Genomic DNA, 22622 nt, shown 5'->3' with positions numbered 1-22622 from the left:
TCCTCTATACTTGCCTACACTATTTCATATGCGAAGATATAGGAATTGGAGTGGGCCCTTTTCAGAAAACTAAATCCTTATACGGTATTATCCACCTGCTCTGATACCTTGTTCTCTCTTTTTGCCGTTCAAGGTCATCCCTAGTGGTATGAGTCTTACTTTTTAATTGGCTCAAAACGTTCAACGAATAAGGCAAGTGTACGGGCCATGACGCCTGTTGCACCGGATGGACCAAGGTCATATTCCTTTGAAGTCGTTGCCGTACCTGCAATATCTAAGTGGACCCATGGTGTACCTTCAGCAAATTCTCCAATAAATGCACCTGCAACAATTGCATGGCCTTCCGAGCCGGGTGAATTATTTAAATCAGCTACTTTACTGTTTCTTACTCGTTGTATGTCTTTTTCAAACAAGGGTAATTGCCAGATTGGCTCACAGGCCTCCTTTGACGCCTCCAAAACCTGCTCAAACAGCAGCTCGTGATTTGTCATTGCCCCTGTTGTATGGAGTCCCAATGCGGTGATAACTCCGCCTGTCAAGGTTGCCACATCAACTAAATACTCAGCTCCATGGTGTTTAGCATAAGTAATAGCATCTGCTAACACTAAGCGGCCTTCAGCGTCTGTATTTAGTACTTCGATGGTCTTTCCGCTCATCGAGGTAATTACATCATCCGGCTTAAAAGCGGCACCGCTAATCATGTTATCCGTTGAAGGAATGACAGCTACAACATTTTGTTCCGGCTTAATTTCACCGATGATTTCCATCGCACCAAGAACAGCTGCAGCTCCCCCCATATCCGTTTTCATACCGACAATTCCGGCTTTTGTTTTAATGGAGTAACCGCCTGTGTCAAAGGTAACCCCTTTTCCCACAAGTCCGATAACTTCTTCCCAATGATCCTTTCCTTGATATTTTAAAACAATCATCTTCGGAGGTTCCGCCGAGCCTTGATTGACAGCTAAAAATGCACCCATACCAAGCTTTTCAATTTCATCTTTTTCTAATATTTCTACTTCAAAATCATATTTGGCAGCAAGCCCTTGGGCATAATTCGCCATATCCGTTGCCGTAAGTAAATTCCCGGGTGTGTTAACGAGGGTGCGTGCCGTATTCGTCCCCTTGCCAAAAGCATAACCAACCGTTAAGGATGCCCGGATATCCTCCGGTTCATAGCCTTCACTATAGACAGTAATATCTTTTATTCTTTTTTCCGGTTCATTTGATTTTTGTCTATAGCCTTCAAAATGGTAAGTTGCTAAAGCAAATGCTTCACTCACAGCATGAGCAGCAGCTAATCCATTCACTTGTTCAGATGTAAATGAATCTAATAGCACCGCAGCTTCTTCCAGCTTAGCAGCCTTCAGCTCTTTAAAAACCCGCCCAAGAGCCTCAGACAGCTTTTCGAAGGTTATATCCTTTTCCTTCCCCAGACCGACAAACCAAATTCTTTTTGAGCCAATCTTACCGAAACTATGTACTTTACTAATACTTTTTAATTTCGCTGAGATATCTCCCGTTTTTACAAGCTCTGTTAGCTGCCCTTCGAAAAGGTCATCAACCTTGGCCAATCGCCCCGTGAATTTTTTCGGCTTGTCAAAAACGCCGATAACTAAACCTTCATGTTGATTTGAAAATTCTATTTTTGTTGCCATTCGGAACATGTCCAGTTCCCCCCCATTTGAATATGTTCTTATTATAGCGAAAAAGTTTATTTATTTCGACTTCCTAATCATTCCGGACATAAAAACAAGTTCGGCAATTTATCCTCAAAAAAACAGGCACAAGGCCTGTTTTCTATTTTCATTCAGAACTAATATACTGTTGTCTAAAGACCTGCATGGTTTTATCTTCGTTTAATTTTTGTAATTGTGCTTCAGTAAGTTTCCCATTTCCTTTTTGGACAATATAGATATCCAGTTTCTTTTTACCCCATAATTTATAAACATCGTCAACAGTTTTGTAATAAAGATCTAACTCATTTCCTTTAATGGCTCCACCTTTATCTGCAACGACCCCATAGCCGTAACCGGGGATAAATAGGATGGTTCCAATTGGAAAAACGTCTAAATCTGCTGCGACGGTTGAGAATAAATCCCGCTTTACTTTTACACCCGAAAACGTAATACCGTATTCAGGATTTCCTTCACGTTTACCGGTGGACTCATAACCGGCCGTATATCCTGTAGCAGTTACGGTTGCTTTCGGGTAGCGGGACCAATCAATGGCATTCTCTAAATTCGGTGGTGACTCCGCCACCGCTACATTTGACGTAATAGGGTCAAATCGTACGAATTGCTTAATCATTTTAAAGGCAATTCCTACCGTTTTCAATTTATGAGTCAAATGAGAACTAACTTCATCACTCAATTGCTTTTCTTCCGATTTAAAGTTTGCACTAGAAAAAAGGGATTCTGCATTTACGCCTGAAATTGATTGAAATGTCACTAATAATGCTAGTAAGAATAGACATGTCATGGCTAAACGCCTTGTCCCATTTCTTATCTTATTCATTAAAATCTTCACTCCTCCAAAAATATTCATTTCCTAAGAGGCAATGAAATATTCAAAAAAGGAGGAAAAAAAAAAAGAAATATTATCTAAATATTATGATAATATTTCGTAAAATAAAAAAAGAGACTGTAATCAGCCTCTTAAAACATTTGATAACCGTTTTTCCGTAACAGCTTAATCACAATTCCTGCTGTAATTGCACCTGCCAGCCCGCTAAGTAAAATGAGGATATCTGCTGTAGCTAATGAACTAATCCGATGTCCGAGCTGCCCAAATGCATATTTACTATTTGTAAAATATTGAATAAAACGCACTTTATCTACAATAAGAATGGCAATTAAGGGGTAAATGAATGCCATGATCCATGACATTCTTAAAAGCATATTAAGAATAAATCCAATACCAAAAAACAAAACAAAGAATAATAATATTGAAATAACCAAGACAACGATGCTCATTTGCACCTTGAAATTCCCCCTTTACACATCAATTCTAAGTGTACTGAATGTCCAAAAGGGAGTCAAGAACAAAGGCGTAAACGCCCGTTATTCGGTTAGACTTAACCGCTTTTAATGTTCAAAAAAAATAGCCTCCCGAATAGATTCGAAGAAGCATGCTGTCATTTTATAGAACCTTACTCTTTTTTCTTTCCCGTACCCTCGCAACAGGAACAAGTTTCCGAACCGCCAAGCAATAACTGAAAATAGCCCGTTCCTGAACAATAGTCACACTTAGTGGAATCCAATGTTTCAGTAGCCATCCCAACCAGCCTCCTTATATTTACTTAATTTTCTGATAATATACCATGAATAATCAAAAAAAGGAAAGTGGGAAAAACAAGCAAAAACAGATAAGAAAACGGATACATCGGAAGTTTTCTTTCATTTTCTAAGGGATCCTTAAATTTTCTAAAAATTAAAAAAATATTTTATAAGCGGTATAACCGAACTGATCTCCCGGGTTTAACCCATCAATTCCAGGGAGTAGTGAGACGTGATTCTGCTCAATCAGATAGTGAAGCAGGATGGAAGCATTTTTTTCATGAAGCAATTCCTCAGGAGCAATAAACTTAGCTTCAAACAGCTCATTTTCCTGAGTTTTTAGTTGTCCAATATCTTTTGGCTCTAGTAAAAACAGGATTAAATTATCACTTATTTCCCCTTCAATAACCCCTGTTCTTAGCCCAATCAATCCTTTAACCGCACACTCAATTCCCGTTTCTTCTTTTACTTCCCTTATTACTGCTTCATCAGCTGTTTCTCCCTTCTCGACAAAGCCTGCAGGCAGTGACCATTGGCCTTTAAGCCCTCCATAACGCTTTTTTACGACAAGCCATTTGCCATCTGCGGATTTTACCAAGCTGGATACAGCCAGCCATACCTTCCCGCGTTTATTGCGATTACTCATAAAAATCCCTCCTTCCGATTCTCTTTTTCCCTTATTTTAACAGAAAAAGGACAGATGACTCTGTCCTTTTGGTTGATAAATTAATTTTTAAAAAACATTAAATTTTCCTTTTTTCAATACAAGAGATGCTCCGCCAATCATATAAAGGGAACGATTATCGACCACTTTCTTCATGAAGGATGCTTTTGCACCTGTTAACTTTTTACCAAAAACGACACCAATCGCGTCATCTTCACCGAGTGAGCAAACCGTTCCTTTATTATCAAACTTAAAGGTTTCAAGGTCTTGCTTGTTACGAACTAAAGCCGCAATATTTCGTGCACAAACCTCTCCTTGCTGCATCGCAATTTGTGCTGTTGGAGGGTATGGACGATTAATTTCTTCGTTAATCATAAGGGAGCTGTCACCGATAATGAAGACATCATCAAATCCGGGAACACGTAAGTCAGGCTGTACTTTTACCCGGCCTCTCATCGCTTCAAAACCGGATTTTTCAATAACGGAGTTTCCGCGTACACCCGCTGCCCAAACAACAGTTGCAGCCTTGATTTCACGTGGTTCTTCCTCGCCTTTTGCTACAAAAATCCCATCAGGAGTGCATTCTTTAATGGCAGTTCCGATTAAAAATTCTACACCCTTACGCTCCAATTGAGAAACAGCATAATTTACTAATTCCGGGTCGAAACCTGGTAACACGGTTGGAGCCGCTTCAACACAGATAATTTTTACTTTATGAAAGTCTACATCATATTCATGGCATAGTTCAGGAATTCTGTTTGTTAATTCGCCAAGGAATTCAATCCCTGTGAATCCTGCACCACCTACCACGATAGCTAGTCGATTGTCATTTTTTTCTTCTTCCATATTGTAGGTAGCAAATTGATATTCAATATGTTCACGTAATTGACGTGATGAATTTACATTGGTAATACCAAAGGCATATTCTTTTAAGCCCTTAATACCGAAAGTTTCCGGCTCACCACCAAGAGCAAGCACGAGATAGTCATAATTGACTTCACTTTTTTCTAAAATTACTTTTTTATCGTCTTTGTTAATTTCGATAACAGTGTCCTGTACAAAATCAACCTTGCTTCGATCAATAACATCACGAATCTCATAACGGACTCGATCATGATGTAATGTACCTGCAGACGCTTCGTGTAACCATGTTGTTTCATAGTGGTAATCGTTTTTATTGATTAAAACAATATCGGCTTCATTTACTCCAATTAGCTTTTGTAAGCGAACTGTCGTCATAAGTCCACCGTATCCAGCACCGACAATGACAATTTTAGGCTTTTTCAAAGTGATCACTTCCACCTTTTTATTTTTTATTTAAGTATCTCTTTTTCTTATCTTCCTCTGTATCCATGAATTTTATTTTACTAAGAAGGAAAATGTATGTGATATAATTCACGTATGAGGATAAAGAAAATTCGCCAGTTAATTAGCCCTATGAGGCAAAGACAGTGGCGCAATTGTCTGAAAGCAAATAGGTAAGTTTCAAATTTCCTATCCGCCTATTAAATTGTTCTTTTTTTGTCACAAAATATTAACAATATATCCACATTTCATCTTATTATTTTTTCAACTCATTTTCAAGCTATTTATTTTAATTTATTAAACTTAAGAATATTGGAAATTTTTAATATTTACTTTATTATATGCTTTTTAATAATTCCCATCACTCTGAAATTCACCGCGAAAGAAGTGAGAATTTTTAAAATTTATGCTATTATAAGGAATGGAGTTTGTTTCTACTTAGTTAGGGGGGTTCCGGAGTGAAAGAAAATCAAAAGGTTTTTGATATTACAATTATCGGTGGCGGTCCTACCGGTTTATTTACTGCTTTTTACGGTGGAATGAGACAAGCATCAGTGAAAATCATTGAAAGCTTACCACAGTTGGGCGGTCAATTATCGGCACTATATCCCGAAAAATATATTTATGATGTTGCCGGTTTTCCAAAAATCCGCGCACAAGAGCTTATTAATAATTTAAAAGAACAAATGAAAAAATTTGAACCTGCTGTCGCATTAGAGCAATCTGTTGAAAAATTAGAAAAGCAGGAAGATGGCATTTTTAAGTTAACAACAAATAAGGAAGTACATTATTCTAAAACGATCATTATTACGGCAGGAAATGGTGCATTCCAACCGCGCCGGTTGGAATTGGAAAGTGCAGTGCAATATGAACGTAAGAACCTCCATTACTTTATTGAGGACCTAAACAAATTTGCCGGTCAAAAAGTGGTCGTATTTGGCGGCGGTGACTCAGCAGTCGATTGGGCGCTAATGCTGGAACCAATTGCAGAAAAGGTAACGATTGTTCACCGTAGAGATAAATTCCGTGCTCATGAACACAGTGTTGAGAATTTGTACAATTCTAAAGTCGATGTGAAAACGCCTTTCGTACCGGCTGAATTAATGGGTGATGATACCGGTATTAAACAAGTAGTACTTGAGAGAGCAAATGGCGAAGGAAAAGAAACTCTTGATGTCGATGCTGTCATTTGTAACTATGGATTTGTTTCTTCCCTTGGGCCAATCAAGGAATGGGGACTCCAAATCGAAAAGAACTCTATTGTTGTTAATTCCAAAATGGAAACGAATATACCGGGAATTTATGCCGCTGGAGATATTTGCACCTACGACGGAAAAGTAAAACTAATCGCATGCGGATTCGGTGAAGCACCAACTGCAGTTAATAACGCAAAAGCCTTCATTGATCCAAAGGCAAAAATTCAACCATTACACAGTTCTTCAATGTTTAATAAATAATAATAAAAGCGGAAGCGCCCGTTAAGCGACATATGGACTACTGAGATAAAGGAAACACGGAGAGCGGAGCGATACGATGTTGACTTATCGTAGGGAGAAGAGCGAAGTACACTAGTCGCTGGGCTCTGGAGCTAGACCGTTATCTTAGTTCAAAAAATTATACTTTTTTTCTTTTAATAAAAGGCGTCCGATTGGACGCCTTTTATATATTATTTAATTAACATTCTTCCGGGGTTCCGGCTGCCGTAGCTGTCCGGAATGACGAACCGCAGCCGCAGGATGCAATTGCATTCGGGTTGTCAATGGTAAATCCGCCACCCATCATCGATTGCTTATAATCAATTTTCGTACCTTGTAAAATGGGCCCATCTTCTTTTTTAACGAGAATTTGAATCCCATGCTGTTCAAACTGAAGATCATCTTCCTTTACCTCGTGGTCAAAACCCATACCATAAGATAAGCCGCTGCATCCGCCGCCCTTTACCCCAACTCTTAAGTATGCTCCCTCTTCTTCATTGTGTTTCATCATATCTTTAATTTGAAGTGCCGCAGCTTCCGTCAAAATAATTACATCTTGGCTCATCATGTTCCCTCCTTTGAGGCTTTTTATATAGTATATATTCTAAAGATTAAGTACTCAACTTATTAGTTTATATGGAATAACATATGAAAAAATATATAAAAGGGAGCGGCTGTGGCTCCCTTTAGCTTAAAACATCGGATTTTCCTCTAAAAATTGATAAATGTTATCGACTAGTTCATCAGGCGTATTTCCTGTTACGACTTCGCCGTTTACAAGTGCATAAAGCGTGGAAGCACATTTTCCACAATAGCCTAGACAACCATATTCGATAATATCCAGGTTTGGATCTCTCTCTAATTTTTCAAGTGCTCTTTGTGCACCATTTGCTAGATTGCTGATACAAAATTCAATGATCGGTTTAATCATGCTTTCACCTCTCCACTAACTAATTATCCTACTCCATTTAATTAGCTTCGTCAAATGGCATGTCCCGGTTGAGAGTGTCAAGAATAGCGTGATAAGTGTTGTTATTTCGACACAATTTAGATATACTCTTTTATGGATGAAAAACCGTGAAATTTATACTTTTTTTTTCAAAAAAATATTATCCATTATCTCCAGACGATTTCTGTGATTACTGCCCTTCTGAGGCAATAAAAAGATATCAAAAAAGAAACATTAAAGAATAAGATAAACTGGTTTACAAAAGGGGAAATTAAAATGAAAAACCTTGTAATTCTTGGCGGTGGTTATGGTGGGATGAAGATTTTAAGTGAACTCCTACCTAATCATGTTCCTGAAGATGTAACAATCACTCTAGTTGACCGCGTACCATACCATTGTTTAAAAACAGAATATTATGCTCTGGCAGCCGGTACCATTTCAGATAAAGAAGTTCGTGTAGCATTTCCTGAACATCCTCAGCTGAAAATTAAATACGGTGAAATAATTGGTATCGATACGAAAGAGAAAAAAGTCCTCTTAAAAGATGATGAATCACTGGACTATGATGATTTAGTCATTGGACTGGGCTGCGAGGACAATTACCATAATGTACCTGGAGCCGAACAATATACCTACAGCATTCAAAATATTGAAAAGTCCCGGCTTACTTATTCGATATTAAATAATCTCGGACCCGGTTCAGTGGTTGGGATTGTTGGTGCAGGTCTTAGCGGAGTAGAGCTTGCCAGTGAATTGAGTGAAAGCCGGGAAGATCTTCAAATCAAATTATTTGATAGAGGAAAACATATTCTCTCAGCTTTCCCGGAACGTTTAAGCAAATATGTTGAAAATTGGTTTCAAAAACATAATGTCGAAATTATTAATAACTCAAATATCACCAAAGTCGAGGAAAAAAAATTATATAATCACGATCAGCCAATTGATTGCGATGTAATTGTTTGGACTGCAGGTATTCAGGCAAATAAAATTGTCCGTGATTTAGCTGAAGAAAAAGATCGGTCGGGACGGCTGATTATTACTCCGCGCCACCATTTGCCAAATGATGAGCATGTTTTTATTGTCGGTGACTGTGCCAGCCTTCCACATGCTCCAAGTGCACAGCTGGCGGAAGGACAGGCCGAACAGATTGTAGAAGTATTGAAAAAGCGTTGGAATGGAGAAGAACCGCCTGCAACGTTCCCTGCGATTAAATTAAAGGGTGTCCTTGGTTCCCTCGGGAAAAAGCAAGGGTTCGGGATGATGGCAGACCGTGCCATTACAGGCCGTGTTGCCCGTTTATTAAAATCAGGCATTTTATGGATGTATAAGTATCATAATGGGTGATTGAAAAAGAGGCTGACATCTGTCAGCCTCTTTTTATATAGCCTTATATCCGTGTTTTTCAAGCTCGGCATAAATCGTTTTTAGACGGGGATTTCCTTCTCCGACCACTTTTTCTTCAATAACAACAACAGGATAAAACATTTCCTCATCAATTACTCTTTTAGCAAACGATTGCTTAACGAGATCCTTAGGTGGCTGGTATATATCCACATAGGTCATCTTAAACGGCTGGTCCGGAAACTTTCTGACAATGGCAGCCTCCAGCCATTCAAATGTTTCGATAGAAGAGGGTAAGTTAACACAGCTTGGGCACAAATTTTGAGCCCCATATAGGACAATTTCTACTTCATGATTTACCATAGTATCTCTTCCCCACTTTTTCTTTTATTTTACAACATTAAGATGATAAAAACGAAAGTATTTTTCGCGGGTTACTTGATTTCCTTTCTCATTAGAATGGATTTTTGGCTCTTTTGACATTATAATAAGGATAGGAAGGGAGTCGATTAATATGGTAGAACAAGAAATGAAAGAACAAGTTCAGGAAGTATTAGATAAATTACGTCCATTTCTTCTTCGCGATGGCGGAGATTGTGAATTAGTTGATGTGGAGGATGGTATTGTTAAACTCCGTTTGCTCGGTGCATGCGGCAGCTGCCCAAGCTCAACCATCACACTAAAAGCAGGCATAGAAAGAGCTCTTTTAGAAGAAGTTCCGGGAGTTCTTGAAGTAGAACAAGTATTTTAATGTAAGAAAAGCGATTGCCAATGCAATCGCTATTTTATTTATTCCTATTTCCCAAGCCACTCAAGCTGTGGCAGGTTCAGCCGTTTAATAGGTGCTCCTGCCAGTTGGAAAAATACTCCTAAAAAGCGTTCATACTCTGTTGATTGCCTTAAAATTTTCCCTAAATGCTCCTCCATAATCTTTTTTTCCTGTTCAGAACGGGTAATATAATAATTCTCAACACAATCAAAATAATGAAGCGGGAATATTAATCGTGAATATAATAATCGCCATGAAAAGGAAGATAATGGAGCAATGCTTTGGTATTCCCGGAAAAATTGTTTTAATTCCTGGTCATAGGTTTGGATATTCCGGAAATAACGTTCACGTGTCCATTCAGCCAGATCACGGCTGCGATGGTCAAAAACCCAATCAAAAGGATTCTTAATTAAATAATTACCTCCCCATGATTTTTTTGAAAACCGTTCATGGCATACTGTACCACCATCCGTCTCCTGGGGATCATCATCGATTTCCGTATCCACTAAATATTGAATGGCGTTCTCAGTCAAACCAATGTAATAAGGAAACGATTCAACAAACATTCTTTCAAATTCATCTTCAGGAGTTTGAAAAAGAAGTCCATTCCATACTTTTTCCATTTGCTCCAGGCGTTTTTCCCATAATCCCTTCCATTGCCCTATCCTGCTGGTTCGCTCAATTTGAAATGGTATTCTTCTTCCACGTTCATGGAATTTTGCCAGCTTTCTGCCCAATCTTAGTTTTTGCTGCTCTTGCGGCTGACGATTAGCTAACACACAATATTTATCCTGCTCCCAAGTTGTAATTAAGTTTCCTTCTTTAGATGGAAGAAAGATGGGAACATGGACGTCCCCATAATTTCGCAAGTGTTCGGCTATTTTCTCTAATTCGCTAATATCTGTTTCTTCCCTGCTCCCGGGTTTAGATACCAAGTAAAGCCAGCCATTCCCCCGAAGTGCATCATAAGAATCAAGCTTTACATATTCTTCAACCTTTATTCCATATTGATTTTCAAGTAATTTTTGCAGCAATTTTCCCGCCACCCTTCGATACCTCTTCTTAAGCCATATATATGTTTTGGCCCAAGAAAACTTGTTGCCACCGTATTATAAATATGAAAAAGAAATATCAATTAAGGAAATTGTTCCATGTTCTTTTTTACCTAAAAAAGCATATGTTAAGGAAAAAGAGTACATTAAGTGAAAATTCAAAGAAAAGGTGATTAATGGGATGGCAGACGACAAAAAAGTAGATCTAACTGAAGAAACAGCTCGTAGATGGATTAAAGAAAGAGGCGTCGAAATTCAGGATATTGCCGATTTAGTTTACTATTTACAACATAAATATCACGAAAACTTAAAAATGGAAGACTGTATTGCCAATGTAGAGCGAGTGCTATCCAAACGGGAGGTTCAGAACGCCATTTTAACTGGTATTCAGCTTGATATACTAGCTGAAAAAGGGATGCTGCAGGAGCCTTTACAAGCAATTATTGGCTCTGATGAAAGCCTTTATGGTGTTGATGAAATTCTTGCTTTATCAATTGTCAATGTGTACGGCTCCATCGGTTTTACGAATTATGGATACATCGATAAACAAAAACCCGGGATATTAACCCGCTTAAATGATAAATCAACCGGTGAATGTCATACATTTTTAGATGATATTGTCGGTGCCATTGCAGCTGCCGCTTCAAGCAGGCTTGCCCACCGTGCAGCCAGAGCCGCGGAGGAAAATGGAAGTAATTAAAGGAAAAAGGATGGAGCATTTTCCATCCTTTTCTTATACTTCCCATTGATCTAATGAATCTATAGCATAGGTTGGTTTGCGGTCATAGCCGGAAAGCAATTCCTTTGTAGTAACACCGGTGTGAACTAGTAACGTATCCATACCGGCATTCATTCCCGCTAAGATATCGGTATCATAATAATCGCCTACCATTAATGTTTCCTCTTTAGTTGTCCCTAAAACTTTTAATGCTTGTTCCATTATTATTGATTCAGGCTTCCCAATAAAAATTGGCTTTGTTTGAGTGGAAACAGTAATAACGGACGTGAGTGAACCATTCCCCGGCAGCAAACCTCTCTCTGTCGGTATGGCGATGTCCCCGTTTGTCGAAATAAACGTTGCACCGTTACGAACAGCTAAACAAGCAATGGAAAGCTTTTCGTAGCTGATCGACCTGTCTATTCCAACCACTACAAAATCTGCTTTTTCCTCCGCAAATCGAAATCCTTTTTCTTCAAGTGCCGTTTGAATTCCTTCTTCACCAATAGCATAAACGGTCGCAGCTTGATTCATATCATAAATATAATTAGCTGTTGCCTGGCTTGTTGTAAACACAAGCATTTCTTCAGCCGGAATATCGAAGTCACGCAGCTTTTCAGCAACTTGAGCCGGTGTCCGCGATGAATTATTGGTTACAAATAAATAGGGAATCCCTTTGTCTCTCAGTTTTTTTACAAAATCCGACGCCGCTTCAATCCGCTCTGTTCCTTTATACATGGTTCCATCTAAATCAATTAAATAGCCCTTATAATTTTTCAAACTCCAACACTCCTTCCCTAATTAATGTTTCCCTGCCGGAGATTCAGTTTTTAAAGGCTGATACCGGACCTAATTCATTTGCTAAATAATCACGGACATTTGCCGCAAATAATGACAATTTCTGAAGATGGGTTGTAAATTGTTCCTGTAGTTTACTGTGATCAATATCAGTGTACATTTGAACTAGGACTTTGCGATATTGGACAAGGATTTTTAAACTGTTCCCTGTCTCAGTTAAAATTACCTTTTCGTCGGTTAAAATTTCAATAATATCATCATAACTACCTGGGTCACGCATTATAAAGCCATCAATCATGGCGTTGCCAACATCCAAAACAGCTTCAATCATCATTTGAGTCAAGCGCTCAAGAGCCGCCTTTTCAATTGGCGTGGACCAAACCTTTTGGTTTGAGAAGAGCTTTATTTCCTCCTCTAAGAAGACTAATGTGGTTTCAATTTTTTCCTGGTCAACAAAATACATATTGTCCACTTCCTCGTATAATATCTATAACAGTATTGTTATCACTATTTCACTTACATAACGGTCAATTTTTTTTTATATCAAGTATGATCTCACTAATGATTGTAGCATATTTTGTCATCTTTCGTATTTTCAAGGTGTCAAGTTCGACAAAATGTAAGAAAAATCAATACTCCCATCGTCTCCTTTAATTTGATACTATATAAGAGATGTTGAAAAAAAGGAGTTATTAAAAGGAGACCGTTGAATGAGCGAGCGTTTTTTCTTATACGATGATACAGAAAATACAAAAACAAGATTTGTTAGCTTTGTGGGCGAGAATCAGCGTTTTGATTTAGCTATTGTCCAATCCAATCGTCACTACGGTAAGCATCTTGTTCTTGATATGCAAGGAAACCGATTTGCGATTATAGGCCAGGATGATTTACAGGAAGAAGGATATTTAGAATACGTATTTCAGTTAAATGAAGAAGATGCCGAAGAACTGCGCTCCTTCTTAAATGAATTAATATAAGAAAAGCGGAAGCGCCCGTTTAGCGCACGACAGGACTGGAGCGCTTCGACTGAGATAAAGGAAACACGAATCGCGTTTTTGGCGATTCGATGTTGACTTATCGTAGGGAGAAGAGCGAAGTACACTAGTCGCTGGGCGCTCCTCGGAAAAGCTAACGCTTTTCCTTCGTGCGAGGTATCGCTTCCGAAGCTTACTCTTGTGGAGCTGGACAATTCTCAAAGTCAAAATTTATACTTTCTTTTCTTTTAATCAAAACTCTCCTCATGTTTTTAAATCTCTTTTGTCATACTAGTGATTAAAAGGAGTGAAAACATGGCGGAAAAAGATTCGAAAAAATATACAGAACTTTCAAATGTAGAAAAGCAGAGGAACTTTCTTACTGCTGAGGAATTACCTGAAGGACCTTATGGTTCTCCTAATGGCAGCAATGAACCTGTTCAAAATAAAAGCACTGCCTGGAAAGAAGGGCAGCGCTATTATAGTGCCTTTAACTATGAGTTCAAAACCTTGCATGAAGATTTACCAAGACAGATGGATGGTGCACATCCTCCCCACGACGACCCGGATACCGGTGTACAGCCTCCATATTCGGGAGAATAAGAAAAGCGCAAGCGCCCGTTTAGCGACGAATGGACTGGAGCGCACCGTATGAGATAAAGTCAACACGAATCGCGTTTTTTGCTTGTTCGTGTTGACTTATCGTAAGGCGGTGAGCGAAGTACACTAGTCGCTGGGCGCTCCTCGGAAAAGCTAACGCTTTTCCTTTGTGCGAGGTATCGCTTCCGAAACTTACTCTTGTGGAGCTGGAGAATTCTCAAAGTAAAATTTATACTTTCTTATCTTATAAAAAAAGGACCATTGTACAGGTCCTTCTTTCATTTCTTCACTTTTTTCAAGACAAAATAAGCACAGCCGAAATTACAGTATTCATACAGATATTCACTTAGCGTGCTGATTTTTGTATCAAAAGTTGCTTTTTGATTTTGATCGTCAAAAAAGCCCTTTAAACGAAGTTGGCCGTAACCCCAGTCACCGACAATGTAATCATACCTTGATAAAATATCGCTATACCTTGCCTTTAGGGCTTCCTCATTAAAACCATTCCTATGCTCCTGCATAATTTCATAAACGGTGTTGTTGATAATTATCATGATATCACCTCATTTTACCAAAACAATCCTACTACCCATTATAACCGATTCCCCATCAATTACTAAGAAAAAAAATCCTCCTTTTGGCTATTCTAAAAAAAGGAGGTGTTTAAATTGAAAAAATATATCCTAATCATTGGATTATGTACGTTAACTGCTTTAACCGGCTGTTCAACGGCTAATCGAAACGATGTTTACCAAGAAAGCGGCAAATCCATAAATGTAAACAATAAACGGACAGAGCTTTATAATGAGAGTGCAAGCCGAAGCATTCGAAATGTAAGCAATAATTATGGCTATGTCCGCCACCAAAAAAGCCCAATTCTAAACGATAAAACAGCGAATAACCATTATACTGCGGTTAATCGTGAACAGTTAGCAAATATCATAAGCAGATACAGTACAAATATCCCTAATGTACATGACGTAGCAACCCTGGTTACTGACCAGGAGGTCCTAATTGCCTATCGAACAGATGCTAAAAACCGAAATCTGGCGGCAGACCAAGTAAAAAGAACAGCTATGTCCGTGGTCCCTCGGTATTACCATGTATACGTAACGGATAATCCTACGTTAATTCGTGATGTTGAAGCGCTTTCTCACCTTGATTCAACCAGCAGATCTGCACGGAAAAATGTTAACAGCATAATTGCGCAAATGAAAAAATCGCCTCAAGGAACAAGAATGAATGCAAGCGAAGACGAAAATGGCGTCACTCCTGATGACCGTATTAGCCGCACGCATCAATAAAAAAAACTTTATGAAAAAGAGTTCAGTCTCAAGAAGGACTGAACTCTTTTCATTATTAAGCTTCTTTTGCTTCTTTCTCGCCTTGTAATTGTTTGTGCTTGGCTGCAGCATTTACTTGTTCATCAGCATGATAGGACGAACGAACGAGCGGCCCTGCTTGACAATGGCTAAACCCTTTGCTCAGTGCAATCAATCGTAATTCTTCAAATTCTTCCGGACTATAATATTTTTCAACCTTCAAGTGTTTTTTCGTTGGCTGCAAATACTGTCCAATTGTCATAATATCCACATGGTTTTCCCTTAGGTCATCCATAACATTTATAATTTCTTCTTTTGTTTCCCCAAGACCAATCATAAGGCTTGATTTTGTTGGGATACTCGGCTGCATTTCTTTGGCACGGCGTAAAAATTCAAGTGACCGGTCATATTGTGCCCGAGCTCGTACTCTTGGAGTCAATCGTCTGACAGTCTCAATATTATGATTTAAAATATCCGGTTTAGCATCCATTAAGACCTTTAAATTTTCTTCCTTACCACCCATATCTGAAGGAAGAACTTCAATACTTGTAAATGGATTTTTTCTGCGGATCGCTCTTACTGTTTCAGCAAAAACAGCTGCCCCGCCATCTTTTAAATCGTCACGGGCAACGGCTGTGACGACAACATGCTTTAAATTCATTAGCTGAACAGAATCAGCAACCCGTTCCGGCTCTTGCCAATCCAATTCCGTTGGTAACCCTGTTTTAACCGCACAAAAACGGCATGCACGGGTACAAACATCCCCAAGAATCATAAAGGTAGCAGTTCTTCTTTCTGCCCAACATTCATGAATATTCGGGCATCGCGCTTCTTCACAAACGGTATGCAGGTTTTTTTCCCGCATCATCTTCTTTAGCCCGATATAGGAATCATTCGTATTCAATTTTATTTTCAACCAATCCGGTTTACGTAAATATTCTTCTTTCTTGCTCATTTTTACACCCCTTGGAGTACCTGTTAAGTATGATGAATGAGATTCTTCTGTTGTCACTTTAACATACAAAAATAGGTACGACAAGTGAACAAACCTTGATTATGTTGATTACCATTTATTGACCATAATGAAAAAAGGAGAAAGTCATAAACTAAATACGTACATCATATTGGAAGGAGGATTCCTGTGCGGGCATTTCGGATTATCGGAGCTTTCCTTTTATTCTTTACCTCAACTATGGCTGTCAGGGATGTTTATGCGAAGGAACCTGATCCCTATTGGGAAAGAATGAAGTTATATAAAAAAGTGGAAACGGTTACCCATATTCCCTGGTATTACTTGGCTGCAATTGATCAATATGAAAGAAGCATCCGCCAGGTCCGCAGAGACCTTCCAAAAGTGGAAGGTACAATCGGAATCTATTTTCGCCCTGAGGAATGGGCAGGTCTTACGAACCCTAAGCCAACTGATAAAAACCCTGCAACCATTCAGTTTTTTAATGGAATGGGAGTCGATGGGGATGGAGATGGAAAAGCCAGTTTAAAGAACGATGAGGATGTCCTTTATTCTTTTGCTCATTATCTTCTTTCATATGGAGTCGATCATGATAATATAAAAATTGGTTTATGGAATTATTATCACCGAGATAAAACTGTCGGAATTATTGTTGGTAAAGCAAAAATGTACCGCCATTTTGGTCGTCTTAATTTGGATACACATGCCTTCCCAATGCCCATTCGCAGCAATCACAGCTACAGAAGCACTTGGGGAGATGCAAGAGGCTGGGGCGGCAGAAGAATTCATGAAGGAACAGATATTTTCGCCGGTTACGGGGTTCCCGTACGTGCGACGAATTATGGAATTGTCGAGATGAAGGGCTGGAATAAATTCGGAGGCTGGAGAATAGGCATTCGCGATATCAATAATACCTATCATTATTTTGCACATCTTAGCGGGTTTGCTAAAAATATAAAAGTCGGACAAATTGTCGAACCCGGAATGATAATTGGGTCCGTTGGAAGCTCAGGATACGGACCACCGGGCACATCAGGGAAATTCCCGCCGCATTTGCATTACGGTATGTACAAAGATAATGGATATACAGAATGGTCTTTTGATCCCTTTCCACATTTAGCAAGCTGGGAACGTCAAGAGCGAATAATGTTAAGATCCAAGAAAAAAAGGTAAAAGCCAGCCTAGGGACTGGCTTTTTTAACCTCCTGATTTCGGCAGTTGAATGGCCGGTGAATTTCCACCTCCATTAAATTGTGGAACATCTCCCTGAATCAAAGTACCGCCAAGTGGAATTTTTTGATCAAGTTTGGTTATTTTTGTCGCAAACGGTGTAATGATTTGAACTGATACTTCTATTTGGATAGCTACTTCAATCCATGTATTATTGATTCCCATTGGTTTAGGGGTTACTTTTACATCAGGGCGAAGATCGCCAATTGCTGTAAACCTTACGGGTATTTTTGGTCCCAGATTTCCGAACAAAGCAATATTTGTTGCCTGACCTAAGGGAACATACCAGACAAGTCCATCAGCATTATCGGTTTTATCCGTCTCAATATCCACATCTGTCAACTGTTCTAATGAGGCAAGATCCCCCTTTTTAGCTGTTTTTAAATTTTTTAGTATTTCTGAGGTTGTTTCGGCTAAAGCTTGGTTGATTAAATCCGTATTGAGCTTTGCATTGGTTTGCTTTCCATTTGTACTTGGAATAAGTTGAATGACATCATTGCCAACACTCGTTGTTCGTTTTGTAATCGCCTTATTGATAACAAGTGAAGCGATGTTTCTGGTTTCGGATTCAGCATATCTCATTAACGTGGGTTCAATGCCTTTGTTGACCATCCAAAACCCGGTTGCCGTAGAGAGTATAAAAAAAACAAATGTTAATAGCAATACATAGCGGAAGGGCAACGGGCCTCGTCTCTGGGGTCGTCGGACGCGGAATTTTGCCAAATGAATCACTCCCTTACAAGCTATATGTATGCTAAAGAAGAGGGAACTAGCCTAATAAACGAAAAAAAGCCTGCTTTTTAAGCAAGCTTTTTTAAATCATTTTCAGCAAGGCATCCTTGCCGATCATTCCTTTAATAATTCCCAATTTCTCTGCCTCAAAGGTTACTGACTCCAGCGGGGCATTTAGCAGCTGTTCGATCGTTTTGACGCCAACAGCACGTGCAGCAATGATTTTCCGATCGCCTAATTTTTCATTTAATAATCCGACATCCAATGCTCCACACATGATATATCCCTTATCGCTTGTCACAGCAAGCAGTGTTGTTTTTGGAAGTAACACGGTAACAGCCAAAAAGGTATGGCCGCCAATTTCTAATGGTGAAAGATCAATCAAATTCCCACACTCCTTTCCTCCTTATCACAGTATGACAGGGATAGAAAAAGCGTGTATATCAACTAAAATTGCATTTGTAATTTCCATTTTAATAAATCACGTAAGAATTCGGGTAGAAAATATTGTTTATGCTGACTGTGTAATAATTCGGGAAAAAAGTATCCAAAGGTAAACATATCGGGTATTGCTAACGAATAATTTTTTTTAAGATCTAATTCTGTCCCATTTACGAAAATCAAATCATTTTTAAAATGAATTTGATCATAGACCATTATTCCCATAACCGTTCCTCTAAAGCCCAGACCTTTTATTTGTCTAGTTGGCCATTCCTCATTTTTTGAAATCAGGAGTACCTCTTTTAATTCCTTCCCTGATAATTGAATCTTGCATGGATTGATTGGATGAGGACAAATAGATAGCAAATCATAGGTGGTTACATCATCTTTCAATGGGCCTAAAAGTAGACCGGCATTGATAAATGCACAATCCGCTTTGCACCATTCTCTTAATGCTTGACACAACATAAGGGATAGCTTTGTTTCTTGAAACGGGTCACTTCCTAACGGTTCGCTTAACGAAACAACCTTTTGTGTTAATAGTTCCTTCCCTTTTAGGACAAATGATTCCGTTATTTCCTGCTCATCCATTACTACAGGGAGTTTGTTTACATCATATAAAATAGCCTTCTTACTATTGATAGTTTTTCGATCGTCAATATTAAGTGTAACGTGGCCAACATAATTCCCATATTTACCAGCAGCACCTATAATGGTGTCGCCAATTCGCTTTCCCTCCGGTAAAACATGATGGGTATGTCCACCTAAAATCACGTCTATTTCAGGAAATTCTTCCGCAATGCGCTCATCATCTTTTAGTCCAAGATGGGAAAGCAAGATGATAACATCGGATTGTTCTTTTATAATATGTATCCATTCCATCAGCTCAATGAAGGGGTCTGTAAGCTGCCACCCAAGCAGCTCATAAAGATGGGAAAAAGGAGCAGTTAATCCCATTACAGCAATTCGTGTACCACTGCCTGTTCGATAAATTTCAAACGGTTTCAGCCATAAAGGATGAATTTTTCCTTTGTGATAAAGGTTAGCAACAAGCACATCAAACTGTGCGTGGTCATACAAGTGATTCAAATTTTCAAATGAAAGATTGATACCTTCATTATTCCCGATTGTGACAGCCGTAAAGCCACATTCGTTTAAAAGTTCAATATTTCCATGCCCTTTTGTCCCTTCAGAAAAAGGATGCCAGCGGTCAATAAAATCTCCGATATCAAAAAGAAATACTTCCTCTCCCTGCTTTTGATGCATTTCCTTCCGTTCAAGTAGTAAATCATGAATTCGGGGCCAATGTTCAAAATGGCTATGTATATCATTTGTATGATAAATATGAATGTTTTCCATTCTTGCTTCTCATCCTTTTTCCTAGCCAAAGATTCCTTCGTATATTAAACGAATGCCAACAATAACAAGGATTGTTCTTAAAAGTAATACTATGGTTTTGCTCCTAAGTTTTTGATTTAAATAAACACCAACCTTTGCTCCAATCCACGCCCCCGGGATTAACGCTAATGCATATAACCAATTGACATTACCCAAGGTTACATGCGTGATTGAACTTAGAATCGATGTCGGTAAAATCATAAACATGGAGGTGGCTACGGCAACATGCGGCGGAAAGAAAAACACTAATATCATCGTCGGTACCATTAACGAACCGCCGCCAACCCCAAAAATACCGGAAAAAAATCCAACAATAAACGATATAATGACTCCCATTATTGGACTAAAGCCGTATTCATACATTTTCCCGCTGTTATCCGTAAAAGTACGGACAATCCCCTGATCCTTACGAAATGGAATTGGTTTTAATTTATCTTTTAATAATAATACAATCGAAACAAAAATGATAAATGTTCCAAACAAGACGTTGAAAGATTGCAAATTTAACTTTTCTGTCACCCAAGCTCCAAGAATGCTTCCCGGCCCGCTTCCAATTAGAAAAATTAAACCGCTTTTATAATCCACGGTTTTATGCTTCATATAGGCGAGTGTCGAAGATAAGCCTGTAAAAATCATTGTAAACAGGGATGTCCCTACAGCAACCTGTGGCGAGATATGCCCCACCCCCGGCAATGACCCCAAGTAGAGCAACGCCGGAACGACAATGATTCCTCCGCCCAAGCCAATTAACGAACCAAGAGAACTGGCTGCAAGCCCGATTAAAACTAAAATGACCCATTCCATATTGCTTTCTCCTTTATTATGAAACGAATAGTAAAAGAATTTTAAAACAAATCCAATTGCCTTGATGCAAGCCCCTCATAGTTTATATGCAATAAGTCAATCATCTCCTTCGCATTGTCTGCAGCATCTCCGCCGGAATTATTGTTAAAGAGCAGATAAACATTTGAACATTCCTTTGTTAATGTTTGAATGGAACCTGCCCATTCCTGTAACTCAAGTTGATTATATCGATAGAGATAGCGGACCTCCCGCCAATTATCGGCATTTTTCTTTTGCCAGCCATGAAGGTTCCGGCCATGAAATCTCACCAGAACCTTTTCGGAACCGACTGCCTCTAAAACGGTTGGAATCGAGCCCTCTCCTGATTGCGGTTCATCACATATACTATGGATCCATTTCTCTTTTTTCATAAAATCCAATGTTTTTTCGCGATACTTGGGAACAAACCACGATTGATGCCTGAATTCAAGTGCACATGGAATTTCACCCATTTCATTTTTGCACCATCTTAAGTACTCAACATTTTCACGAACACAAGAAAACCAAGGCGGAAATTGAAAGAGGGCCATCGCTAATTTTTGTTTCTCAATGTAAGGATCCAGGGACTCTTTAAACGCCTTAAACATTTCTTGTTTATTAGTAAAAGGGATTTCTCCCCTCATATGACCTGTCATTCCTTGATAGGCTTTTACGACAAATTCAAAGGACTCGGGTGTTTCATTGACCCATTTTTCAGCGTTTCGCTTTGGCTGTATCGCGTAAAAAGCAGAATCCACTTCGACGATTGGAAAATGCCCTGCATACGCCTTTAGCTTATTTCTCGGGGAAATTTGGCCGGGATAAAGGCTGTCATGGTCTCCCCATCCTGTTACACCAATGTAGATCAATAAAATCACCTCCATTTATAAATAATAGCATAACCTATTTTCCCATCGTATGTTAGATTTTCCGATTGGCGGAATTCCCCTATTTTCACCATTGACCAGCTTTGCACAAATAAACTATTGTAAATGAACTCTTTTCGCAACAACCGGTGGCTTTCCGACAGTAACACAGTCCTTCCGACAGTAAACAGAAAAAAACGCCACCCTTGATGTAAAGCCATTTGTTAAAATAAATTAAAACCCATTATAAACTCAACTGAAAAGGAGTTAAAAACTTGAGGACTCACGGTTTACGCTGTAGGTTCTAATCATTTTATTCAAACCAAAAAAGGGGAAGCGTCTTTATTTCTGATTACTTAAGGAATTAGTAATTTTTCCATTATCATTACGTCAACAAACTGTCCATCTAATTTCCCTTGGTTCTTAAATACCCCGACTTCTCTATATCCATTTTTTCTATAAAGACCCTGCCCCAGGTTATTGAAAGGGAAAGTAAATAGAACAATTTTATTAAATTGATTCAGTATCGCAGCACACTCGATTTCCTTTAATAATAGTGATCCAACTCCTCTTCCTCTGTAATCCCTTCTTATATAAATTGATAAATCGGCTACTCCTGCATAGACACAACGATTTGAATAAGGATTTAATGAAGCCCATCCAACTATTTCACCGTTATTTTCGATTACTATGACCGCAAAACGTCCGTTATGGTTGTTAAACCATTCTGTCATGTATTTAATATCTTTTTGTTCTTCCTCCAATGTAGCTATTCTATCTTCAATTCCTTGATTATAAATTTTTAAAATCGATTCCAGATCATTAATTGAAGCCATTCTTGTTCGATACTCCTCTTTCATTACTTTACCTCCTATATTTTTATCGGCTTACAACCATTATATAAAAAATTTTCAATTTTTA

Annotated in this window: 28 protein-coding genes; 8 read left to right on the top strand and 20 right to left on the bottom strand. The window is 38.7% G+C overall.

The window, feature by feature from the left end:
* Positions 1–155: 155 nt before the first annotated feature.
* The 6 genes from AC3ANV_RS04505 to AC3ANV_RS04480 all read right to left on the bottom strand — a co-directional run bounded on the left by AC3ANV_RS04505 (position 156) and on the right by AC3ANV_RS04480 (position 5226).
* The gene (locus AC3ANV_RS04505; RefSeq protein WP_488312475.1) at positions 156–1664 is read right to left on the bottom strand and encodes a leucyl aminopeptidase; all 1509 of its coding nucleotides are present in this window, start codon (positions 1662–1664) and stop codon (positions 156–158) included.
* A gap of 139 nt (positions 1665–1803) precedes the next feature.
* A complete protein-coding gene (locus AC3ANV_RS04500) occupies positions 1804–2514 on the bottom strand; it encodes a 3D domain-containing protein (protein ID WP_488312474.1) in 711 nt (236 codons plus the stop codon).
* Between the two features lie 140 nt (positions 2515–2654).
* Complete coding sequence (locus AC3ANV_RS04495; protein ID WP_488312473.1) at positions 2655–2978, bottom strand: YuiB family protein; 324 nt, start codon at positions 2976–2978, stop codon at positions 2655–2657.
* 170 nt (positions 2979–3148) lie between these two features.
* On the bottom strand, positions 3149–3274 hold the full coding sequence (locus tag AC3ANV_RS04490) for a YuiA family protein (protein ID WP_488312472.1): 126 nt from the start codon (positions 3272–3274) through the stop codon (positions 3149–3151).
* Between the two features lie 155 nt (positions 3275–3429).
* Positions 3430–3921, bottom strand: a complete 492-nt coding sequence (locus AC3ANV_RS04485; protein WP_488312471.1) for an NUDIX domain-containing protein — start codon at positions 3919–3921, stop codon at positions 3430–3432.
* An 87-nt stretch (positions 3922–4008) separates the two neighbouring features.
* On the bottom strand, positions 4009–5226 hold the full coding sequence (locus tag AC3ANV_RS04480) for an NAD(P)/FAD-dependent oxidoreductase (RefSeq protein WP_488312470.1): 1218 nt from the start codon (positions 5224–5226) through the stop codon (positions 4009–4011).
* A gap of 476 nt (positions 5227–5702) precedes the next feature.
* Here AC3ANV_RS04480 and AC3ANV_RS04475 point away from each other — a divergent pair, with 476 nt between their 5' ends.
* Positions 5703–6701 (top strand): NAD(P)/FAD-dependent oxidoreductase, encoded by a 999-nt coding sequence (locus AC3ANV_RS04475; protein ID WP_488312469.1) that lies wholly within the window; start codon positions 5703–5705, stop codon positions 6699–6701.
* Positions 6702–6918: 217 nt separating this feature from the next.
* On the opposite strand, the gene AC3ANV_RS04470 is transcribed toward AC3ANV_RS04475, so the two are convergent.
* Together AC3ANV_RS04470 and AC3ANV_RS04465 are read right to left on the bottom strand one after the other, a co-directional pair.
* Positions 6919–7284 carry a HesB/IscA family protein gene (locus AC3ANV_RS04470; RefSeq protein ID WP_488314134.1) on the bottom strand — a complete coding sequence of 122 codons (366 nt, stop codon included), beginning with the start codon at positions 7282–7284 and terminating at the stop codon, positions 6919–6921.
* A gap of 126 nt (positions 7285–7410) precedes the next feature.
* Positions 7411–7650: a YuzB family protein gene (locus tag AC3ANV_RS04465; RefSeq protein ID WP_488312468.1), complete on the bottom strand. Its 240-nt coding sequence runs from the start codon at positions 7648–7650 to the stop codon at positions 7411–7413.
* A 294-nt stretch (positions 7651–7944) separates the two neighbouring features.
* Here AC3ANV_RS04465 and AC3ANV_RS04460 point away from each other — a divergent pair, with 294 nt between their 5' ends.
* A complete protein-coding gene (locus tag AC3ANV_RS04460; protein WP_488312467.1) occupies positions 7945–9012 on the top strand; it encodes an NAD(P)/FAD-dependent oxidoreductase in 1068 nt (355 codons plus the stop codon).
* A 33-nt stretch (positions 9013–9045) separates the two neighbouring features.
* Here the strand turns inward: AC3ANV_RS04460 and AC3ANV_RS04455 are convergent, their stop codons facing one another.
* Positions 9046–9372, bottom strand: a complete 327-nt coding sequence (locus AC3ANV_RS04455; RefSeq protein WP_488312466.1) for a YuzD family protein — start codon at positions 9370–9372, stop codon at positions 9046–9048.
* 151 nt (positions 9373–9523) lie between these two features.
* Here AC3ANV_RS04455 and AC3ANV_RS04450 point away from each other — a divergent pair, with 151 nt between their 5' ends.
* Positions 9524–9760 (top strand): NifU family protein, encoded by a 237-nt coding sequence (locus AC3ANV_RS04450; protein WP_488312465.1) that lies wholly within the window; start codon positions 9524–9526, stop codon positions 9758–9760.
* A gap of 44 nt (positions 9761–9804) precedes the next feature.
* Here AC3ANV_RS04450 and yutH read toward each other — a convergent pair whose 3' ends face one another.
* Positions 9805–10812 carry a spore coat putative kinase YutH gene (yutH, locus tag AC3ANV_RS04445; RefSeq protein WP_488312464.1) on the bottom strand — a complete coding sequence of 336 codons (1008 nt, stop codon included), beginning with the start codon at positions 10810–10812 and terminating at the stop codon, positions 9805–9807.
* A gap of 199 nt (positions 10813–11011) precedes the next feature.
* On the opposite strand from yutH, the gene AC3ANV_RS04440 reads away from it, so the two are divergent.
* Entirely contained in the window at positions 11012–11530 is a 519-nt protein-coding gene (locus AC3ANV_RS04440; protein WP_488312463.1) for a phosphatidylglycerophosphatase A family protein, read from the top strand.
* A 33-nt stretch (positions 11531–11563) separates the two neighbouring features.
* Here AC3ANV_RS04440 and AC3ANV_RS04435 read toward each other — a convergent pair whose 3' ends face one another.
* Positions 11564–12328 carry a TIGR01457 family HAD-type hydrolase gene (locus AC3ANV_RS04435; RefSeq protein ID WP_488312462.1) on the bottom strand — a complete coding sequence of 255 codons (765 nt, stop codon included), beginning with the start codon at positions 12326–12328 and terminating at the stop codon, positions 11564–11566.
* 43 nt (positions 12329–12371) lie between these two features.
* Positions 12372–12809 (bottom strand): DUF86 domain-containing protein, encoded by a 438-nt coding sequence (locus AC3ANV_RS04430; protein ID WP_488312461.1) that lies wholly within the window; start codon positions 12807–12809, stop codon positions 12372–12374.
* 247 nt (positions 12810–13056) lie between these two features.
* On the opposite strand from AC3ANV_RS04430, the gene AC3ANV_RS04425 reads away from it, so the two are divergent.
* Both AC3ANV_RS04425 and AC3ANV_RS04420 read left to right on the top strand, forming a co-directional pair.
* A complete protein-coding gene (locus AC3ANV_RS04425) occupies positions 13057–13323 on the top strand; it encodes a DUF3055 domain-containing protein (protein WP_488312460.1) in 267 nt (88 codons plus the stop codon).
* Positions 13324–13635: 312 nt separating this feature from the next.
* Positions 13636–13923 carry a cytosolic protein gene (locus AC3ANV_RS04420; protein ID WP_488312459.1) on the top strand — a complete coding sequence of 96 codons (288 nt, stop codon included), beginning with the start codon at positions 13636–13638 and terminating at the stop codon, positions 13921–13923.
* Positions 13924–14198: 275 nt separating this feature from the next.
* Here AC3ANV_RS04420 and AC3ANV_RS04415 read toward each other — a convergent pair whose 3' ends face one another.
* Positions 14199–14474, bottom strand: coding sequence for a YutD family protein (locus tag AC3ANV_RS04415; protein ID WP_488312458.1), 276 nt, complete (start codon positions 14472–14474; stop codon positions 14199–14201).
* Positions 14475–14579: 105 nt separating this feature from the next.
* Here AC3ANV_RS04415 and AC3ANV_RS04410 point away from each other — a divergent pair, with 105 nt between their 5' ends.
* Positions 14580–15224: a YhcN/YlaJ family sporulation lipoprotein gene (locus AC3ANV_RS04410; RefSeq protein ID WP_488312457.1), complete on the top strand. Its 645-nt coding sequence runs from the start codon at positions 14580–14582 to the stop codon at positions 15222–15224.
* 55 nt (positions 15225–15279) lie between these two features.
* On the opposite strand, the gene lipA is transcribed toward AC3ANV_RS04410, so the two are convergent.
* A complete protein-coding gene (gene lipA / locus AC3ANV_RS04405) occupies positions 15280–16197 on the bottom strand; it encodes a lipoyl synthase (RefSeq protein ID WP_488312456.1) in 918 nt (305 codons plus the stop codon).
* 237 nt (positions 16198–16434) lie between these two features.
* Between lipA and AC3ANV_RS04400 the strand changes: the two genes are divergently transcribed.
* The gene (locus AC3ANV_RS04400) at positions 16435–17385 is read left to right on the top strand and encodes a M23 family metallopeptidase (RefSeq protein WP_488314133.1); all 951 of its coding nucleotides are present in this window, start codon (positions 16435–16437) and stop codon (positions 17383–17385) included.
* Positions 17386–17409: 24 nt separating this feature from the next.
* Here AC3ANV_RS04400 and yunB read toward each other — a convergent pair whose 3' ends face one another.
* The 6 genes from yunB to AC3ANV_RS04370 form a co-directional block, all read right to left on the bottom strand.
* Positions 17410–18165, bottom strand: coding sequence for a sporulation protein YunB (gene yunB, locus AC3ANV_RS04395; RefSeq protein ID WP_488312455.1), 756 nt, complete (start codon positions 18163–18165; stop codon positions 17410–17412).
* Positions 18166–18256: 91 nt separating this feature from the next.
* Positions 18257–18559 (bottom strand): YunC family protein, encoded by a 303-nt coding sequence (locus AC3ANV_RS04390; RefSeq protein WP_488312454.1) that lies wholly within the window; start codon positions 18557–18559, stop codon positions 18257–18259.
* A 62-nt stretch (positions 18560–18621) separates the two neighbouring features.
* The gene (locus AC3ANV_RS04385; protein ID WP_488312453.1) at positions 18622–19974 is read right to left on the bottom strand and encodes a bifunctional metallophosphatase/5'-nucleotidase; all 1353 of its coding nucleotides are present in this window, start codon (positions 19972–19974) and stop codon (positions 18622–18624) included.
* A gap of 21 nt (positions 19975–19995) precedes the next feature.
* Positions 19996–20817, bottom strand: coding sequence for a sulfite exporter TauE/SafE family protein (locus AC3ANV_RS04380; RefSeq protein WP_488312452.1), 822 nt, complete (start codon positions 20815–20817; stop codon positions 19996–19998).
* Positions 20818–20858: 41 nt separating this feature from the next.
* Positions 20859–21704: a DUF72 domain-containing protein gene (locus tag AC3ANV_RS04375; RefSeq protein WP_488312451.1), complete on the bottom strand. Its 846-nt coding sequence runs from the start codon at positions 21702–21704 to the stop codon at positions 20859–20861.
* Between the two features lie 353 nt (positions 21705–22057).
* Entirely contained in the window at positions 22058–22561 is a 504-nt protein-coding gene (locus AC3ANV_RS04370) for an arsinothricin resistance N-acetyltransferase ArsN1 family A (RefSeq protein ID WP_488312450.1), read from the bottom strand.
* Positions 22562–22622: the final 61 nt, after the last annotated feature.

The sequence above is a fragment of the Neobacillus sp. DFD-2R genome, assembly GCF_057747865.1.
The sequence above is the reverse complement of the archived record's forward strand: the minus strand, read 5'-3'. Positions and strand labels throughout refer to the sequence as shown.

Coding starts and splice junctions, on each gene's coding strand:
- AC3ANV_RS04380 (WP_488312452.1), bottom strand. CDS start 20,817: ATGGAATGGGTCATTTTAGTTTTAATCGGGCTTGCAGCCAGTTCTCTT.
- AC3ANV_RS04370 (WP_488312450.1), bottom strand. CDS start 22,561: ATGAAAGAGGAGTATCGAACAAGAATGGCTTCAATTAATGATCTGGAA.
- AC3ANV_RS04470 (WP_488314134.1), bottom strand. CDS start 7,284: ATGAGCCAAGATGTAATTATTTTGACGGAAGCTGCGGCACTTCAAATT.
- AC3ANV_RS04500 (WP_488312474.1), bottom strand. CDS start 2,514: ATGAATAAGATAAGAAATGGGACAAGGCGTTTAGCCATGACATGTCTA.
- AC3ANV_RS04485 (WP_488312471.1), bottom strand. CDS start 3,921: ATGAGTAATCGCAATAAACGCGGGAAGGTATGGCTGGCTGTATCCAGC.
- AC3ANV_RS04450 (WP_488312465.1), top strand. CDS start 9,524: ATGGTAGAACAAGAAATGAAAGAACAAGTTCAGGAAGTATTAGATAAA.
- AC3ANV_RS04505 (WP_488312475.1), bottom strand. CDS start 1,664: ATGTTCCGAATGGCAACAAAAATAGAATTTTCAAATCAACATGAAGGT.
- AC3ANV_RS04425 (WP_488312460.1), top strand. CDS start 13,057: ATGAGCGAGCGTTTTTTCTTATACGATGATACAGAAAATACAAAAACA.
- AC3ANV_RS04465 (WP_488312468.1), bottom strand. CDS start 7,650: ATGATTAAACCGATCATTGAATTTTGTATCAGCAATCTAGCAAATGGT.
- AC3ANV_RS04385 (WP_488312453.1), bottom strand. CDS start 19,974: ATGGAAAACATTCATATTTATCATACAAATGATATACATAGCCATTTT.
- AC3ANV_RS04440 (WP_488312463.1), top strand. CDS start 11,012: ATGGCAGACGACAAAAAAGTAGATCTAACTGAAGAAACAGCTCGTAGA.
- AC3ANV_RS04415 (WP_488312458.1), bottom strand. CDS start 14,474: ATGATAATTATCAACAACACCGTTTATGAAATTATGCAGGAGCATAGG.
- lipA (WP_488312456.1), bottom strand. CDS start 16,197: ATGAGCAAGAAAGAAGAATATTTACGTAAACCGGATTGGTTGAAAATA.
- AC3ANV_RS04400 (WP_488314133.1), top strand. CDS start 16,435: ATGGCTGTCAGGGATGTTTATGCGAAGGAACCTGATCCCTATTGGGAA.
- AC3ANV_RS04455 (WP_488312466.1), bottom strand. CDS start 9,372: ATGGTAAATCATGAAGTAGAAATTGTCCTATATGGGGCTCAAAATTTG.
- AC3ANV_RS04430 (WP_488312461.1), bottom strand. CDS start 12,809: ATGTATTTTGTTGACCAGGAAAAAATTGAAACCACATTAGTCTTCTTA.
- AC3ANV_RS04460 (WP_488312467.1), top strand. CDS start 7,945: ATGAAAAACCTTGTAATTCTTGGCGGTGGTTATGGTGGGATGAAGATT.
- AC3ANV_RS04420 (WP_488312459.1), top strand. CDS start 13,636: ATGGCGGAAAAAGATTCGAAAAAATATACAGAACTTTCAAATGTAGAA.
- AC3ANV_RS04490 (WP_488312472.1), bottom strand. CDS start 3,274: ATGGCTACTGAAACATTGGATTCCACTAAGTGTGACTATTGTTCAGGA.